The sequence below is a fragment of the Mesorhizobium sp. L-8-10 genome (assembly GCF_016756635.1).
Taxonomy (GTDB): Bacteria; Pseudomonadota; Alphaproteobacteria; order Rhizobiales; family Rhizobiaceae.
Genome location: NZ_AP023263.1, coordinates 8,182,757 through 8,198,625, shown reverse-complemented (window position 1 = coordinate 8,198,625; position 15,869 = coordinate 8,182,757). Strand labels below are relative to the sequence as shown.

Annotated in this window: 17 protein-coding genes and 2 pseudogenes; 10 read left to right on the top strand and 9 right to left on the bottom strand. The window is 63.8% G+C overall.

Annotated elements, in window-relative coordinates; translation table 11 throughout:
- Position 1: 1 nt before the first annotated feature.
- Positions 2 to 457: a tripartite tricarboxylate transporter TctB family protein gene (locus tag JN280_RS37870; RefSeq protein WP_210387828.1), complete on the bottom strand. Its 456-nt coding sequence runs from the start codon at positions 455 to 457 to the stop codon at positions 2 to 4.
- A 15-nt stretch (positions 458 to 472) separates the two neighbouring features.
- On the opposite strand from JN280_RS37870, the pseudogene JN280_RS37865 reads away from it, so the two are divergent.
- Positions 473 to 2,011, top strand: a pseudogene (locus JN280_RS37865) (strawberry notch C-terminal domain-containing protein); the annotation flags it as partial.
- A 40-nt stretch (positions 2,012 to 2,051) separates the two neighbouring features.
- Here the strand turns inward: JN280_RS37865 and JN280_RS37860 are convergent.
- The 3 genes from JN280_RS37860 to JN280_RS37850 form a co-directional block, all read right to left on the bottom strand.
- A complete protein-coding gene (locus JN280_RS37860) occupies positions 2,052 to 2,639 on the bottom strand; it encodes a nuclear transport factor 2 family protein (protein ID WP_202309289.1) in 588 nt (195 codons plus the stop codon).
- 103 nt (positions 2,640 to 2,742) lie between these two features.
- Positions 2,743 to 3,420, bottom strand: a complete 678-nt coding sequence (locus JN280_RS37855; protein ID WP_202309288.1) for a DUF1214 domain-containing protein — start codon at positions 3,418 to 3,420, stop codon at positions 2,743 to 2,745.
- Between the two features lie 132 nt (positions 3,421 to 3,552).
- Positions 3,553 to 4,557: a GlxA family transcriptional regulator gene (locus tag JN280_RS37850; protein WP_202309287.1), complete on the bottom strand. Its 1,005-nt coding sequence runs from the start codon at positions 4,555 to 4,557 to the stop codon at positions 3,553 to 3,555.
- 190 nt (positions 4,558 to 4,747) lie between these two features.
- On the opposite strand from JN280_RS37850, the gene JN280_RS37845 reads away from it, so the two are divergent.
- Positions 4,748 to 5,332, top strand: coding sequence for an OsmC family protein (locus JN280_RS37845; protein ID WP_202309286.1), 585 nt, complete (start codon positions 4,748 to 4,750; stop codon positions 5,330 to 5,332).
- Positions 5,333 to 5,444: 112 nt separating this feature from the next.
- Here JN280_RS37845 and JN280_RS40440 read toward each other — a convergent pair.
- The 4 genes and pseudogenes from JN280_RS40440 to JN280_RS37825 all read right to left on the bottom strand — a co-directional run.
- Positions 5,445 to 5,623, bottom strand: a pseudogene (locus JN280_RS40440) (IS3 family transposase); the annotation flags it as partial.
- A 55-nt stretch (positions 5,624 to 5,678) separates the two neighbouring features.
- Positions 5,679 to 5,990, bottom strand: a complete 312-nt coding sequence (locus JN280_RS37835) for a winged helix-turn-helix transcriptional regulator (RefSeq protein WP_446720804.1) — start codon at positions 5,988 to 5,990, stop codon at positions 5,679 to 5,681.
- A 252-nt stretch (positions 5,991 to 6,242) separates the two neighbouring features.
- Positions 6,243 to 7,361, bottom strand: a complete 1,119-nt coding sequence (gene menC, locus JN280_RS37830) for an o-succinylbenzoate synthase (protein ID WP_202309285.1) — start codon at positions 7,359 to 7,361, stop codon at positions 6,243 to 6,245.
- A gap of 41 nt (positions 7,362 to 7,402) precedes the next feature.
- Positions 7,403 to 8,275, bottom strand: coding sequence for a MurR/RpiR family transcriptional regulator (locus JN280_RS37825; RefSeq protein WP_202309284.1), 873 nt, complete (start codon positions 8,273 to 8,275; stop codon positions 7,403 to 7,405).
- A gap of 364 nt (positions 8,276 to 8,639) precedes the next feature.
- Here JN280_RS37825 and JN280_RS37820 point away from each other — a divergent pair, with 364 nt between their 5' ends.
- The 8 genes from JN280_RS37820 (at position 8,640) to JN280_RS37790 (ending at position 15,171) form a co-directional block, all read left to right on the top strand.
- Positions 8,640 to 9,437, top strand: coding sequence for a transporter substrate-binding domain-containing protein (locus JN280_RS37820; protein WP_202309283.1), 798 nt, complete (start codon positions 8,640 to 8,642; stop codon positions 9,435 to 9,437).
- A gap of 55 nt (positions 9,438 to 9,492) precedes the next feature.
- Positions 9,493 to 10,164 carry an amino acid ABC transporter permease gene (locus JN280_RS37815; RefSeq protein WP_202309282.1) on the top strand — a complete coding sequence of 224 codons (672 nt, stop codon included), beginning with the start codon at positions 9,493 to 9,495 and terminating at the stop codon, positions 10,162 to 10,164.
- The gene (locus JN280_RS37810; RefSeq protein ID WP_202309281.1) at positions 10,161 to 10,820 is read left to right on the top strand and encodes an amino acid ABC transporter permease; all 660 of its coding nucleotides are present in this window, start codon (positions 10,161 to 10,163) and stop codon (positions 10,818 to 10,820) included. Before JN280_RS37815 ends, JN280_RS37810 begins: the two co-directional genes overlap by 4 nt.
- A complete protein-coding gene (locus JN280_RS37805; protein WP_202309280.1) occupies positions 10,798 to 11,547 on the top strand; it encodes an amino acid ABC transporter ATP-binding protein in 750 nt (249 codons plus the stop codon). The genes JN280_RS37810 and JN280_RS37805 overlap by 23 nt, the downstream gene beginning before the upstream one ends.
- A gap of 129 nt (positions 11,548 to 11,676) precedes the next feature.
- Positions 11,677 to 11,811, top strand: coding sequence for a hypothetical protein (locus JN280_RS40075; protein ID WP_274609052.1), 135 nt, complete (start codon positions 11,677 to 11,679; stop codon positions 11,809 to 11,811).
- 166 nt (positions 11,812 to 11,977) lie between these two features.
- Positions 11,978 to 12,292, top strand: coding sequence for a putative quinol monooxygenase (locus JN280_RS37800; RefSeq protein ID WP_202309279.1), 315 nt, complete (start codon positions 11,978 to 11,980; stop codon positions 12,290 to 12,292).
- 223 nt (positions 12,293 to 12,515) lie between these two features.
- Positions 12,516 to 13,973 (top strand): MFS transporter, encoded by a 1,458-nt coding sequence (locus JN280_RS37795; protein ID WP_202309278.1) that lies wholly within the window; start codon positions 12,516 to 12,518, stop codon positions 13,971 to 13,973.
- A 292-nt stretch (positions 13,974 to 14,265) separates the two neighbouring features.
- Complete coding sequence (locus JN280_RS37790) at positions 14,266 to 15,171, top strand: hypothetical protein (RefSeq protein WP_202309277.1); 906 nt, start codon at positions 14,266 to 14,268, stop codon at positions 15,169 to 15,171.
- 47 nt (positions 15,172 to 15,218) lie between these two features.
- On the opposite strand, the gene JN280_RS37785 is transcribed toward JN280_RS37790, so the two are convergent.
- Positions 15,219 to 15,764 carry an SH3 domain-containing protein gene (locus JN280_RS37785; RefSeq protein ID WP_202309276.1) on the bottom strand — a complete coding sequence of 182 codons (546 nt, stop codon included), beginning with the start codon at positions 15,762 to 15,764 and terminating at the stop codon, positions 15,219 to 15,221.
- Positions 15,765 to 15,869: the final 105 nt, after the last annotated feature.

Here is a 15,869-nt window from a genome sequence, read left to right as displayed (position 1 = left end):
TTCAACTCCCGAAGGCGCGATATGGAAGCGCGAGTAGTCGGAGGAAGACGATGTCCGCGAACAGGGTTACGCTTGCGGTGAGGACCAGGGAACGCATCAAGCGGATCGGGCGATCCCACAGCATCGAGATCATGACGGCCGCGAAGACGGCCGGGTCGAAGCCGATCGTGCCGATCAGGACCGCAAAAGCGAGCACTGCGGAAAGAACGCAGAACGTCGCGGCCCACTCGATCGACGCCCCAATTTCCGCAGATGTCGATCTCGTCGATTGGATGATCTCGACCAGGCCGAGAACCGCCAGCAAGGAACCCAGCACAAGCGGTGCGAATCCCGGACCCATCGTCGTCACGCCGCCTACCTCGTAGCGGAGGGCGCCGGCTGCAAAACCTGCACCGATTACGAGGAGCAGTGTGCCTCCCAGAAACCGGGGCGCCGCACCAGTTGAGATTTTGCCCATGCATGCCTCCCGTGCATGTCGACACGTCTCTTTGCCGCCATTGTAAGGGCGGACCTCCAGACGAGTGCCATTCGATACGATCATTTGGCGAGCAATGCAACCAATTTTCGATATTCACAAGTATTTCGAAAACCTAGAGCACGCAGCCGTTTTGAGCATCGCGTCTTCCGGATCGAGAACCGGGCCGGCTCGGCCAATCTCGCCGCGGCCGCCGCTTTCATGGACGACCAGAAGCGCATCCTGGTCTTCTCCGACGCCGGCGGCACCGGCCGCAGCTACCATGCCGAACTGTCCGCGAAGAACACGCGGCTGCGCGTCCATTATCTCCTCGAGCCCGGCTGGAAAGCCGACGCCGTTATTCAGGGGCTCGGCCGCACCCACCGCACCAACCAGGCGCAGCCGCCGCTGTTCCGGCCGATCGCGACCAATGTGAAGGCCGAGAAGCGGTTCCTTTCGACCATCGCCCGCCGCCTCGACACGCTGGGCGCGATCACGCGCGGCCAGCGCCAGACCGGCGGCCAGGGCCTGTTCCGGCCCGAGGACAATCTGGAATCGCACTATGCCCGCGACGCGCTGCGGCAGCTCTTTCTGCTGCTGGTGCGCGGCAAGGTCGAGGGTTGCTCGCTGGAGAGCTTCGAGGCGTCAACCGGCCTGAAGCTGATGGGCTCCACCGGCATCAAGGACGAGCTTCCGCCGATCACCACCTTCCTCAACCGCCTGCTGGCGCTGACCATCGGGCTGCAGGGCATGCTCTTCACCGCCTTCGAGCAGTTGCTCAACGCGCGGATCGAAGTGGCGATTGCATCCGGCGATACCGGGCTTGAAACGCTGCGCGCGGAGAGTTTCGTCGTCGCCGACCGGCAGACGATCTACACCCATCCGCGCACGGGTGCGGCGACCCAACTGCTCACCATCACGCAGCGCCAGCGCAATCAGCCGGTGACGTTGGCTGAAGCGCTCGATCATATGCGCGACCGCCGTGCCTGGCTGCTCGTCAACGAGCGGTCGGGCCGCGCCGCGGTGCAGATCCCGGCCGCCAGCGTCATGCTCGACGACGGCGAGATCGAACGGCGCATCCGGCTGATACGGCCGATGAAAGCGCACAACGTTCCGCTGAAGATGCTGGAGGAGAGCCATTGGGTCGAAGCCGACCGCGTGCTGTTCTCCGAGGCATGGAACGCCGAGCTATGCGAGGTTCCGGAATTCGCCGACAGCACCATCCATGTCGTCAGCGGCCTGCTGCTGCCGATCTGGAAGCGGCTGCCGCAGGAATCCACTCGCGTCTATCGGCTCCAGATCGATCGCGGCGAACGGATCATCGGCCGCAAGGTCTCGCCGGCATGGGCCACCAACGCGACCGCGACCAGCTCGTCCTCGCTGACGCCTGATGCCGCCTTCACCGCGCTGGTGGACGGCCGGACCATCCTCGACCTCACCGAGGGCCTCCAGCATCGGCGCAGCCGCGTCATGGGTGCGAACCGCATCGAGTTGTCGGGTTTCACCGACACGATGCGCGAGCGGCTCACCGCCTATGGTCTCTTCCATGAGATCATCTGAACCGGGCGACCTCCCACGCACGCAGAGGTCTGTTTCGTCAATTCTCGGAAATCGGAGCATCCGGAAAGTCGTGCCACCGTTGGATTTTCCAGCCATCGGTGCCTTTCACCAGCCATCCTTCATAGTTCAAGCTGCTCACGGCAGAGAAGGTCTCTCCATCCTTTGCGTTGGTCAAAAGTCCGGTGACACTGACATGGGCCGTGTCGGCGGTCTGGTCCAGAAACAGGATGTTCGTCATCAGATGCCGGCGCTGGTTACCGGAGGAACTGAATTCCTTCATTCGTTTTCTCCAGAACGTCCGGAAACCCTCACCGGTGAAGGAAACGGCTCCCTCGCCAGGAACGCCGGCGACGAACACGACGTCGGGCGTGAACAGGGTGAACCACGTATCCGCCTCGTAGTTGTCGTAGGCGAAGGCGTAGGCGTAGAGCAGATTGGCGATCGCCAGCCTGTCGGCCGCGTTGAAGTCGGTCTGGCCAGGGCCGCTTGCCGGCGCATATGCGCGAAGCGCCTTGGCATCTTTCGCAATACTTGCCCCTTCCGGAAGCGCGGTATCGGCCAATACGGACAGGGTTGAAACGGCAAGGAGTTGGCCAATCAAGGCCAGGGATACGACTTGCTTCATGTCTCACTCACGTTGGTAGTCTCCTGTTCTACTGTGACAGATCCGGCGCAGACGGTGCCGGATCGTCCTGATGTGAATGACCCTGACGACGTTAAGAAAGCGTCTACTGTGCCGTGTGGGTGGAGAGCCGATGGACCTTGGCAATGGCTGGAAGTGTCATTTCCCGGGCAAGACCGGGGGCTTCGGGGCGTAGAGCCGCAGGGTCACGTTGAACGGGCCCGTCCGGAGCCGGTAGCCAGTTGGCGTCCTTGCCGGGACTTTCATGGTGGAAGTAGAGATCGAGCGACCCATCGGGGTTTTCCTGCAACGGCATCCAGTTGGACAACCCAAACCGGTTCGAACTGTTCGCGATCTGCGAGCCGTTGTCGTCATAGAGCGCTACGGACCAGAACGCATTCACGGGCGGGACGTTACCCTTCTCCAAACGCGGAACAAAGTCTTTGGTGCTCTCCGGCGGATTTCCATCGCCATCGGACATCGCGATCGGATAGACGGCATCCTCCGGCAGATTTGCCTTGAGCCCGAGCTGAGCCATCAGCGCACGCTTGAGATAGTAGGAGCCGTAGACGGCCGCCGTATCGTTATCCATAGGCCATTGGTTCACACATTCGGCGATGCGCGGGCTCGTCCAGCCCATGGGCTTTTGCGCAGTAACAGGCGCATCCTTGAGCGCATTCTGATCCATGGGGCTGGCGGCATCGAAATCGAAGCTCCTGCCTTCCTCGAACCCGAGACGCGCCATGCGCGCGAGGATGGGCTGGTCGGTGAAGCCCGTGATCACCGATCACAGCGATCGGGGCGCTCCACGCTGGGGACCACTATCACCGTGCCTGGGTACGACTGTGGCCAACCCTGTCGTGGCGCGCCAATTCTCCACCCTTCCGGAACGAAACCAGCCCCGGGCTGCAGGGGCTCAGTCGATTTGGTTCCCGACCGCGGTGCCTGACAGTGGCTTGAACATCCGGCGATAGGCGCCCGGCGTGAGGCCGGTCGAACGTTTGAACAGCCTGCGAAAGAATGCAGGATTGTCGTAGCCGACGATCGCGGCGATCTCATCCGCCGATTGGCTGTCGGTCTCAAGCAACCGCTTCGCCTCCTCCATGCGCAGATTCTGCACATGGCCGATCAGTGTCGTTCCTGTTGCCGTTTTGAAGCGACGCTTCAGGCTGCGTTCGGGAATCCCGCAAAAGTTCACAACCGCTGCAACCGCATGTGGCTCGTGCAGATTCCGGGCGAGCCATTTCTCGGCCCGGCGCACGACAGCATCGGCGTGCGGCTGGCGTCGAACAAGGCTTGCAAAAGGAAGCTGCCCCTCGCCGTGCCACTTGAGCAGATAGACCTTGGCGATGCGCAGCGCCTCGCCCGGGCTGCAATGCCGCGCTATGATGTGCAGCGCCAGATCATGCCAAGATGAGGATCCGCCCGCGGTCACGATGCGGGCGCCGGGATCTGCGATGACCAGGTTCGGCTCGGGAGTGAAGCGGACGGCGGGAAAGCTGCGCCGAAACACATCCTGATAGCCCCAATGGGAGGTGGCTTCGCGGCCATCGAGCAGCCCTGTCGCCGCCAGAAGGATCGATCCGGAACAGGCCGTGTAGATGGTGCCGCCCTCATGATAGCAACGCCGAACCCAATCCTTCACGTCGGGGTAGCGCTCACCCAGGTCGTCAGTCGGCGCCAGCCACAACTCCGGCAGAATGACGATGTCTGGTCGCACGGCCTCGTCAAGGCTGACGTCGGGGCTGACCGGAATCCCGTTCCCGCAGCGAAACGGCCGGGTCGATGGTGAGACGATGAGCGGCCTGATGAGGCGATGACCAGGCTCCTCGCCGGTCAATTCCCTCCAGAGAGTTCCTGTCGCGGCCAGCACGTCGACCATGCCGTAGAGCGCCGAGCCCGCCGTTTCCGGCAGCGCCACGATGAAGGCATCGACGGCAGGTGGCCCACGATCACTCATAGCCGCTCCATATTTGGCATGAAAGGATCGTTTTCGGCAAAACTCGCTCTGATGCGCTGGCTTGTCCAGTCCTATCTTGCGCTTCGCCGGCACCGCCCTTCGACAAATGCGGTCAAGCCGGCACCACCCAAACCGAAGATGGAGAACCACCATGACTGCAATGTCTGCCGCCGCCGAGAAAGCGACTTACCTCAACGGCCTCAACGTGCAGGCGGCCCTCGATACGATCGCCGCGCTCAAGGCCGACAAGAGCCTGGCCAAATTCCAGTTCCGCGCGCGCAACAACTGGGTCGACGGCGGTGAGAACCGCTCCACGATCCGCGACTTCTATGGGGCGGGCCAGGAAGACACCTCGCGGCCGATGCCATTCGAATTCACCAACGGCGAACCGCCGGTGCTGCTCGGCAACAACGAAGGCGCCAATCCCGTCGAGTTCTTGCTGCACGCACTGGCGGGATGCGTGACGACGACCTTCGTGCTTCACGCAATGGCCCGCGGCATCACGATCCGCGAAATGTCGACGGAGCTCAAAGGTGACATCGACCTCCGGGGACTGCTCGGTCTCGAAGAAGGCGTTCCAGCCGGATATGAGCAGATCAACATCCAGATGCACGTCAAGGCAGACTGCTCAGACGAGGAACTGGATGACCTGCTGCGCTACGCACAGCAGCATTCCCCCGTCTGCAATACCGTTTGCCGGCCCGTGCCGGTGGTCATCGAGCGGGTCAAGGCCTGATCTGCCGACGGGTGTCATCCGGTCCAGGTGGCACCCGTTGCAGCCTTCGCGCCCAGACCACGGCGTCTGCGTAACCAACCGCTTTGGACGCGTCGCGGGCAGAGTCATTGACACGGCAGTAGGTGAACCGCGCCGGGATTGCCGGCCGGCGGATGTTGCCGATGGGTTCCACGAGCCGGCGATTGCTGAACCAGTCGACCCACTCCAGCGTGACGAACTCGACTGCCTCGAAGGAGCGCCATGGCCTGCGCCGTGAATGATCTCGGCCTTGTAGATGCCGTTGATCGACTCGGTTCCCGCCGCGGTTCAGTCGTCCGTGCCTGATTTTCGACCGGCGGCTTTTCGACTAGTTCTTTTTGCCGCTTTTGGCACGGCTATCCCAGACCTTGCCGATGGGCGGAAGGCTTGTCTCGATCCAATCGGCGACGGCTCGTACCCGTTCCGTTGCCTCTTTGCCGAGCGGGGTGAGACTGTATTCGACGTGGGGTGGGACAACCTCGTAGGCGATGCGATTGATGAGCCCATCCCCCTCCAGCTCTTGCAGGGTCTGCGCAAGCATCCGTTCGCTTACGCCACCGATTGCCCGGCGCAACTGGCTGAAACGCAGTGTCCCGGTTTCCGGAGCAAGCAAGACCAGCGGCCCCCATCGGTTCGTCATGTGCTGAAGCACCTGCCGAGATGGGCAGGAAGCAGACATGAGATTGCCTCGCTTGGGGCGCGCAGGCGCTTTGCCGGGACTATCAGTCACCATGTTCTGAACGACAAATGACACCCTCCCGCCGAGGCACCTCCGGTGAGATCATCTGGCCCGATTCGCGCAGCATCGAGCTTTGATACGAGCCATATCAATGGGTTGGCCCTGGGGCCCGATATCTCGACACGCCGGGCATGCCGGGCGAGCAATCTGCGCTCAGGCAGTCCTCGCGGCAACCACGGCGTATTCGCGCGTGGCGCGCTTCAGGCGTCCGGGATTGGGCCGAAACCCGTGGCCGGGCAGCTGCGATGCGGTAATGCGCGAAGGCCCGCTCAGGACGATCTCGGGCTCGGAAAGATCCGTTTCATAGAGCCGCTCGGTGGGGAAGACGTCGCAGGGATATTTGACGTTGGGCAGCGTCGACAGCGCCAGCGCCGGCCCCTGCCCGACAGCGGATTCGAGCATGCCGCCGATCCAGCACGGGACACCGCGGGCCGCGCAATGGTCATGAATGGCGATCGCGTTGGTCAGGCCGCCGACGCGCCCCGGCTTGATGTTGATCCAGCCGCAGGCCCCGATGTCGATCGCCTTGCGGGCCCGGTCGACCGACGTGATGCTTTCGTCCAGGCAGATCGGCGTCTTCAGCTCCGATTGGAGGCGCGCATGGTCGATGAGGTCGTCATAGGCGAGGGGCTGCTCGATCATCGCTAGACCGAACCGGTCCAGCTCGCGAAACATGGGGATATCGTCCAGCGTGAACGCGCTGTTGCAATCGACATGCAGGACCGCATCAGGGAAGGCTTCGCGGACGCGAGCGACCATCTCCAGGCCCCATCCGCGGCGAAATTTCAGCTTGGTCCGCTGAAAGCCGTCCTGCTGAGCCTTGCCGACGGCGGCGACGAGATCGTCGAGGCCGTCCATCACGGATATGTCGGCACCGACGATCGCATCCGGCCCCCTCCCGCCGATCATCTTCCACAGCGGCTCGCCGGCGATCTTCGCCGCAAGATCCCACCAGGCCGTGTCGAGGCCGGCCTTGGCGAAGTGGTTGCCCTTCAGCGGCGCCAACTCCCTTTGCAGGTCTTCGGCACTGTCGATGCGCTTGCCCACCAGGGCCGGGGCCATGGCGTCGCGCAGCAGCGCGAAAGCGCCTGAGGCCCATTCCGGCGAGAACTGCGGCAGCCGGTAGGGAGCGGTCTCGCCCCAGCCGTCTTCGCCATCCGCCCTCAGCCGGACCAGGACCGTGTCGATCGCGGTCTCCTCGCCGAAGGCCGTTCGCCACGGCGCCTTGAGCGGCATCGCCACGTGAAAGAGTTCGATTTCGTCGATCAGCATCGCGCTTCCCATTCGCGCCGGTGTCGGCGCCGCTGCGTCGGTCAATTGCCGGGGTCGATCTCGCCCGCCAGGCCCATGAGATCCTCGATACGGCCAAGCCGCGCGCGCCCGCTTTCGCCGGCCGCCGCGACGACCTCGGTGCACAGGTAGTTGGCGACGCTCATCACCGCGACATAGGAATCGAACAGCGACACGCCGCGCACCTGGCAGGGGAAGGTCCATGTCGCGAGCTTCGGCGTGGTGACGGCGACGCGGTCGGTGATGTAGGCGATGGGCACGCCGAGATCGCGGACGACCTTCATCGCCTGCCCCAACATCGGCGTCCGGCGGCGCAGTCCGACGGCGATCATCAGATCCTCCGGAGTTGCGCCGGCCAGATCCTCCATCAATACCTGCCCCGGCGCCGGTACCAGCGTGACATCGGATCGAACCTGGATCAGTTGCCGGCGCAGATAGGCGGCGACAAAGTAGCTGTTGCGAAAGCCGAGCACCCAGATCCGGCGGGCCGCCACGCAGCGGTCGACGACCTCGCCGAGATCGTCGGGGTTCAGCAATTCGAATGTCTGGCGCAGATTGGCGATGTCGCGGTCGAGATGCTGCTGCAGGCGGGTGCGGCCGAGCGTGGACCCGAGAAGTCCGGTATTGAGATAGATGGGCTCTCCGGCGTCCTGCGCCTCGCGGACCTCGCGCTGCATCTCTCGATAGTCCTGGTAGCCGAGGCGTTTGACGAAGCGGGTAACGGCCGCCTTCGACACGCCGCCGCGCTCCGAGAGTTCCGTCGCCGAATAGACCAGCAGGTCGCCGGGGAACTCCAGGATCAGATCGGCCAGGGCCCGCTCGCTGCCCGGAAGATCGTCGTACTGGCTCTGGATGCGCTGTTCGAGCATGCGCGGTTTGCGGGTCTCGTCTTCCATGAAAGCCTCGTTTCCTGGAAGGACTAAAACACAAGTATCGGACTGTTGACAATCTGAAATTTTTGTACCGTAATCGTGCGACAAGAGAACGCCGGAGAACCGGTCGGACCAGAGGAGAACAGGGATGAATGGCTGTGGAGCCGCAAGGCCCACCGGAGCCGTTGCGTTGCGGGTGCGGGATATCGCCGTATCTGCCCGTCATAGCGTCCGGATCCAGGACGGCGCCATCGGGTCGCCGGTCGCCTCGCGATGCCGGGACATCATGGCCGCGCGGCGCCGAACCGTGGACGTTCAGCCCTGGGAGACGCCCTTGCGCAATTGTCGCCTGCCCCTAACGAAGCACCATTCTGGAAAGGAATAAGCAATGCACAAGAGGCACTTCATCGCGGCGCTCGTCGCCGTCGGCAGCGCCGTTTTCGCCTCGGCCTTCCCGGTCTCACCGGCCAGAGCCGACGCGCTCGCGGACGTCATGTCGAGCGGGACGATCCGCATCGCGGTCCCGCAGGACTTCCCGCCCTTCGGCAGTGTCGGCACTGACATGAAGCCCCGAGGCTATGACATCGACATGGCGACGCTCATCGCAGAGAAACTGGGCGTGAAGCTTTCCATGGTGCCGGTGACCAGTGCCAACCGCATACCCTATCTCCAGACCAACAAGGTCGATCTGGTGATCTCGAGCCTGGGCAAGAACCCCGAGCGCGCCGCGGTGATCGACTTTTCCGATGCATATGCCCCCTATTTCAGCGGCGTCTTCGCACCGAGCGACGTGGCGATCACATCCGCGGCCGATCTGTCCGGCAAGATCGTCGGCGTGACCCGCGGATCGATCGAGGACCTGGAGTTGACCAAGCTCGCGCCCGAGGACGCGACGATCAAGCGCTACGAGGACAACAACGGCAACATCTCGGCCTTCCTCTCGGGCCAGGTGGACGGGGTGGTCACCGGCAATGTCGTGGCGGCTGCGATTCTCGACAAGAACCCGCCGCGCAAGCCCGAGCTGAAGTTCCTGATCAAGGACTCGCCCTGCTATGTCGGCATGAACAAGAACGAACCGGCGCTGATGGCCAAGATCAACGAGGTCATCGCCGAAGCGAAGAAGGACGGCGCCCTGAACGCCATCTCGGAGAAGTGGCTGCACCAGCCGCTCGACGAGAACCTCTAACCGCACATGACCGGGCCGGCTGCAACACCGGCCCGGCCGCCCACAGAGGCCGTCCATGACCTATCGATTCGATTTCGGCTGGCTGCTGGTCTATTACCCGCAGATCCTGCATGGCATAGCCATCACCATCGAGCTGATCACCGTCGCCGCCGTGGTCGGCATCGCGGTCGGCATTTGCTGCGCTTGGGTGCGCGCGCTGGGACCGGCCTGGCTGAAGCCGCTGGTGGCGGCCTATGTCGAACTCATCCGCAACACGCCGTTTCTCGTCCAGCTCTTCTTCATCTATTTCGGCCTGCCGCCGCTCGGCCTGCGCCTCAGCGAACTCGAGGCCGCCAATCTGGCGATGATCGTGAACCTCGGCGCCTACAGCTGCGAGATCATCCGCGCCGGGATCCAGGCCACGCCAAAGGGCCAGTTCGAGGCCGGGGCGAGCCTGGCCATGACCCCATTCCAGACTTTCCGGTATGTCGTCCTCGTTCCCGCGCTGCAGCGCATCTGGCCGGCGCTCTCCTCGCAGGTGGTCATCGTCATGCTGGGGTCGGCCGTCGTCTCGCAGGTCGCCGCTCAGGATCTGAGCTTCGCCACGAACTTCATCCAGTCGCGCACTTTCCGCTCCTTCGAGGCCTATTTCTTCTCGACGGGCGTCTACCTCGTGCTGGCGATCCTGTTGCGCTGGGTGCTGGCGCGGCTCGGCGGGATGATCTTTCCCAGGACGGCGGCGCGATGAGCGACTTCACCACCTGGGACATCGTCCGCAACCTCCTGCTCGCCGCTCGCTGGACCGTCGTCCTGTCGATGGCCGCCTTCATCGGCGGCGGCGTCTTCGGGGCCATCCTGCTCTTCCTTCGCATCGGCAAGCACAAGCTGCTGAAGACACTCGTGAAATACTACGTCGAACTGTTCCAGGGCACGCCGCTTCTGATGCAGCTGTTCCTCGCCTTCTTCGGTCTCGGCCTCTTCGGCATCGACGTGTCGGTCTGGCTCGCCGCCGGCGTGGCGCTCACGCTGTGGACGGCGGCCTTCCTGACCGAGATCTGGCGCGGCTGCGTCGAGTCCATCGCCCGCGGCCAATGGGAAGCGTCGGCCAGCCTGGGCATGGGCTATGTGCAGCAGATGCGCCATGTGATCCTGCCGCAGGCACTGCGGGTCGCGGTGCCGCCGACCGTCGGTTTTCTGGTGCAGGTCATCAAGGGCACAGCCGTGACCTCGATCATCGGCTTCGTCGAATTGTCCAAGGCCGGCACCGAGGTCACCAACGCGACCTTCGAACCCTTCACCGTCTACGGCATCGTCGCACTGATCTATTTCGTCCTGTGCTGGCCCCTGTCGAAGGCGAGCCGGTCGCTCGAGAGGAGACTCAATGTCGCTCATCGAAATCAATGAGGTCCGCAAGAGCTTCGGCATGAACGAGGTTCTCAAGGGCATCACCATCGCGGTCGAGCCCGGCGAGGTCGTCGCCATCATCGGCAAGAGCGGCTCCGGCAAGTCGACGCTGCTTCGGTGCATCAATGGCCTGGAGAACATCGACGCAGGCTCGATCACCGTTGCCGGCGCCGAGCTTCGCCCCGACGAGGCGCATCTGAGGGCGCTGCGGCTGAAAGTCGGCATGATCTTTCAGCAGTTCAACCTGTTCCCGCACCTGACCGCCGGCGCCAATGTGATGCTTTCCCAAACGGTCGTGAAGAAGACGCCGAAGGATGAGGCCCAGCGTATCGCCCGGGCGATGCTCGACCGGGTCGGCCTGGGCGAGAAGTTCGACGCCTATCCCGACCAGCTTTCGGGCGGTCAGCAGCAGCGCGTCGCGATCGCCCGGGCGCTGGCCATGCAGCCGATCGCGCTTCTGTGCGACGAGATAACCTCGGCCCTCGATCCGGAGCTCGTGTCCGAAGTGCTGGCCGTCGTCCGCGCGCTCGCTGCCGACGGCATGACGCTGGTGATGGTCACTCACGAGATGAAGTTCGCCCGCGACGTCTGCCATCGCGTGGTCTTCATGCATCAGGGTCGCGTCCACGAGATAGGACCGCCCGGCAAGATCTTTTCCGATCCTGCGACGCCCGAACTCCAGCAGTTTCTAGGCGTCCAGTCCTCGGCATCTGTGGACAGGGCGTAGGATGACGCTGTCGGGGCTGACGTCCGGAATTTGCATTGCTCCGATCGAAACCTTGGATCGCTCGCCGTCTGGGTTTTCGCCGCCTTGCTATGACCGGTTGGTTGACTGCGATTGTGCCTGGCGATCGGGATGCCGCGACCGATCGCGCTGCAGGGTCTGACCCGTTCCGGACGAGCTTCGCCGGTGGCTTCGCTGATCGCGCCGACAGCCGCCTTCAAGTCGGTGTCCGTGGCGCTGGAGAAGGTCGCGATCATATCCGGGTGATCGCCTGACTGCCTGTTCTGCCGGTCCGGTACGCATTGTTTCATGAAACGCGGGATGTGAGGAAAGACACGGCACGCGTCACAAACACCCTTCCTCGAACGTCACATGGGCATGGGCACAATGCCCGGCAACTCGCGGCTGACGGCCGCGCATTCGAGGAATGATCATGAGCAGGAAAGCACTCTACATCCGGCACAAGGCGCAGCCCGGCAAGCGGGAAGAGGTGAGGCGCATATGGGAGAAATATGCGCGCGCCTATATCGCGGATGCTGACGGCCAGCTCGCCTATTTCTACGGCTTCGACGACAACGATCCCGACGTGATCGTGGCCTACCAGGTCCATGACGGCGAAGCCGGGGCGGACGACTTCACCAGGCAGTCCTGGTATCCGGACTATGAGCGGGAAACGGCCGCGTTGCTCGCCGAACCGTCTGAGTTCCGCTTCATCACGCCGCAATGGATCAAAGGCACCGCCGCCTAGAGCAATTCCAGCAAGAGCGCACAGCGATTTTGCGTCCGGAATTGCCCAACAAAACAAATAGCTAGAGCATTTCCGATTTTCGCGATTGGGAGAAGCCGGAAGCTCTGGAGATACCAGATCAAGCCCGGCGGCTTGCGACCCCGCGTCCGCCGGGATTCTCCACATCATCCCCAGTCTGTTACCCAAGACGAACAAGCCGCAGCGAGGCTGCGCGAGGTTTCCAATGAGCACCAACGATCTTTCGACGGGCACGAGCCGCCCGGGCTGGGCCGCCCTTCTTGGCGGACGCAGCGGCGTCTTCTCCATCGTCCTGGCAGGGGGCGTCATGCTGCACGCGCTCAACATCTATATCGTCACCACGATCCTTCCATCGGTCGTCGATGACCTTGGCGGGCTCGATCTCTATGCCTGGAGCACGACCCTGTTCGTGGTCGCGTCCATTCTCGGCGCGGCGCTTGCCGCGCGACTTCTCGATCGCGCGGGTTCGGGGCGTGCCTATGCCCTCGCGACGGTTCTGTTTGCGGCCGGCACGCTGATCTGCGCGGCGGCGCAGGCATTTCCGGTCCTTCTGGCCGGCCGCTTCGTCCAGGGCTTCGGAGGTGGATTGCTCTATGCGCTCGCCTATGCCGTCATCCGGCTCGTCTATCCGGAAGCGCTCTGGTCCCGAGCGATCAGCCTGATCTCGGTCATTTGGGGCGTCTCCACCCTCGTCGGTCCTGCTGTGGGCGGCGTCTTCGCCGAAATGAATGCCTGGCGCGCCGCCTTCTGGTCGCTCGTTCCGGTCGCCACGGTGTTCGGTCTGGTCGCGATGGCGGTTTTGCCGGCAAAAGGCGGTGGCGAAAGCGCATCCTCGCCGCTGCCGCTGCCGCAACTCGCTCTCCTGGCAGCATCCGTGCTTGCCGTGTCCGCGGGCAGCGTCTCGGCCGATCCTGTGTGGAACGGCCTGGGCATGCTCGCTGCAGTCGTCCTCGCGGCATTGCTCGTCAGAACCGAGTTGAAGAGCGGTGCGCGGCTGTTGCCCACGGGCGGACTTGCATGGGGCGGGAAGCCCATGGCGCTTTGTGCGACGATCGGGCTTCTGGTGATGGGCATGCAGACGGATGTCTTCGTGCCCTATTTCCTCCAGATCCTGCATGGCCAGTCGCCGCTTGCTGCCGGCTACCTCGCGGCGCTGATGGCAATGGGCTGGACCCTCGGATCGTTGCAGAGCGCCGGCCGCAATGGGAACGCGGGACTGCGCGCCATCGCCTCAGGACCGCTGTTTGTCCTCGTCGGGCTGGCGATCCTGGCGGCTCTGGTTCCATTCCCGGGCGGTGCAGAATGGCAGATCGCTGCAATATGCGCCGGACTGTTGCTGGTGGGGCTGGGGATCGGCGTCGCCTGGCCGCATCTGGTGACGAATGTCTTCAGGGAGGTGCCCGCCGCCGAGCAAGGGCTTGCCGCCGGTTCCATCACCACCGTTCAGCTCTTCGCCACCGCCTTCGGCGCCGCGGCCGCGGGAATGGTCGCCAATCTCGGCGGGCTCAGCGATCCCGGCGGCGCGACCGGTGCCGCCGATGCTGCGCTCTGGCTGTTCGTGACCTTCCTTGCTGCGCCGGCCTCCGCATTGATCTCCTCGAGGCGGATCCTGGTGGGGCGCGGATCGGGGAAGGATGCCCTGCAGCCTGCTTCCGGCGTCTAGTGGTTCCCGCCTGCGGATATCCTGCCCGCGACCTCGTTCGGATGATCGCCTTGGGTTTTTGCTCACCGGCTCTTCGGCGGACAACTGGCGACCTTCGGGGACGGGCCAATTGTCCGCACTCGAGGCCGAAGACGCGGGGCGGAGGAAGACGTTGGGCGCTGTCGGAGCCGCTCATCCGCGACCTCGCAGCGCATCGGGCGCCTGTGCTGCGTCTCGCCCCTGGCGAGCAGATGGCGGACGGCGCTGATCGCCGTCCCCGCAGTCTCGGCTGCCGACGAATGCCTGCACCCTTTTGACGCGGGGGCGAAGGATCGCTAGCTTTCGTGTTTGTTCACCGGGGCGGGGTACAATGGGCGGTCTATTCCATACAGGTCTGCTCGGGCTGCCGCTCCTCGCAACGTGGATTGGTTGCGCCTTAGCCGAGCCGGCAACCTTTCCTGAGCCGATGGAACGGCTGCGGCAGGGATCGGATGAAACCTACGCCGATCTCGTCAGGCTTGTCGTGCCGGGGATCACCGTCGACGCCGGAAGATATTCCGGAGGCCGGACAATCGCTGTTAGGGACATCGGCGGCAAGGATCCTGACGGCCTTGAGCCTGCGTCCACCGAGTTCATACGGGTCGCGGCCATCCCGGTGCGCTCCGGCGGTCCGAACCGGACGGCGCTGCTCCTGGACTTCGGCATGGGTCAGGACGTCGTCGGATATGCAATTCTCGCGCTCTTCGATGTGACGGACGGTCCTCGACTTCTCGATGCCGCCAATGTCGCCTTTGGCGACCACACCATCTTCCTGGACCCGGTTCGGCTGCCGGTTGGCGCCGGCGCCGATCTGCTGATGACCCAAAGCACGCATTCCAATTCCAGCCAGGGCTACACCACCACGGCGCTCATCCTCGCGCGCGATGACAGGTTCGAGCTTGTCGACACGATTTTCGCCTTCAGCGAAAGGGCCTGCGCCTATGAGCGCACGCAGCAAATCGACGTTCGGCAAGACGTGGGAGAGCGTCCAGCGGACATCTCGGCAAGCGTGACTGAAACGATTGCCGATACCGGCGAGCGGTGCGACGGGGTGACCGCGCCGGAACCGGGGACGCGGACGATCACCGTGACCTACCGCTGGGATGCCGCCGCGGACCGCTACATGCCTGACTCTGATGCGTTCGAGGTGCTGGCGCGCGAGAACGAAGAGCGCTTCTGAGAGGCGAATGCCGGACACTCGAACCTGTCGGCCGAAACCGAAGCGCATCAAGGGCAGGTCGTCACCTGGCTACCGCAGGTATCGTCGGTCCAGCCGCGCAGGTGCTTGCCAAGAAACGTCCCTTCGACCTCGACCCACCAGCCCTTGCAGGACAGGAGGCGCTCGAGCGAAAAATCGTCTGCGCCCTTCCTGTCGCCCGGCCAGTCATGGAAATCGAAGATAACCGATGCGTGGCTTGAAGGAGCGCCATACAGATATTGCCCCTCTACCGAGCGTCCAAGAAATCGGCCCGACACCCAGCCGTCGCCTTCAAAGACGACCTCGGCATCGGCGTCGCCGTAGTTGTTCGTGGTCGCACTGTTGATCCGGAACCAACCGTCCTTCGATCCGACTATGTTGACTTCGGTGGCGTACTCCTCGCCGTCAAGCTGCTGCGGTGGCGGAAGCCGGCCGATCACCGGGTAGGCAATACCAGGGCCGGCGCGGACGTTGAGGCCGGATCTATCCTTGTCGGTCGACCAGGCCGAAATTGCGCAGCCACCGAGCCCCGCCACGTCGCTCGCCGACTCCTGGGCAACGGCATTGCCGGCCATAAGGAGGAAAATCGGCCACAGTATCTGGGCGAGGCGCATCGGATGGCGTGGCATGTCTACGCTCCGTCTGAGCTTGCGCGATTGTGCGCGAGGGTACCGCGAAGG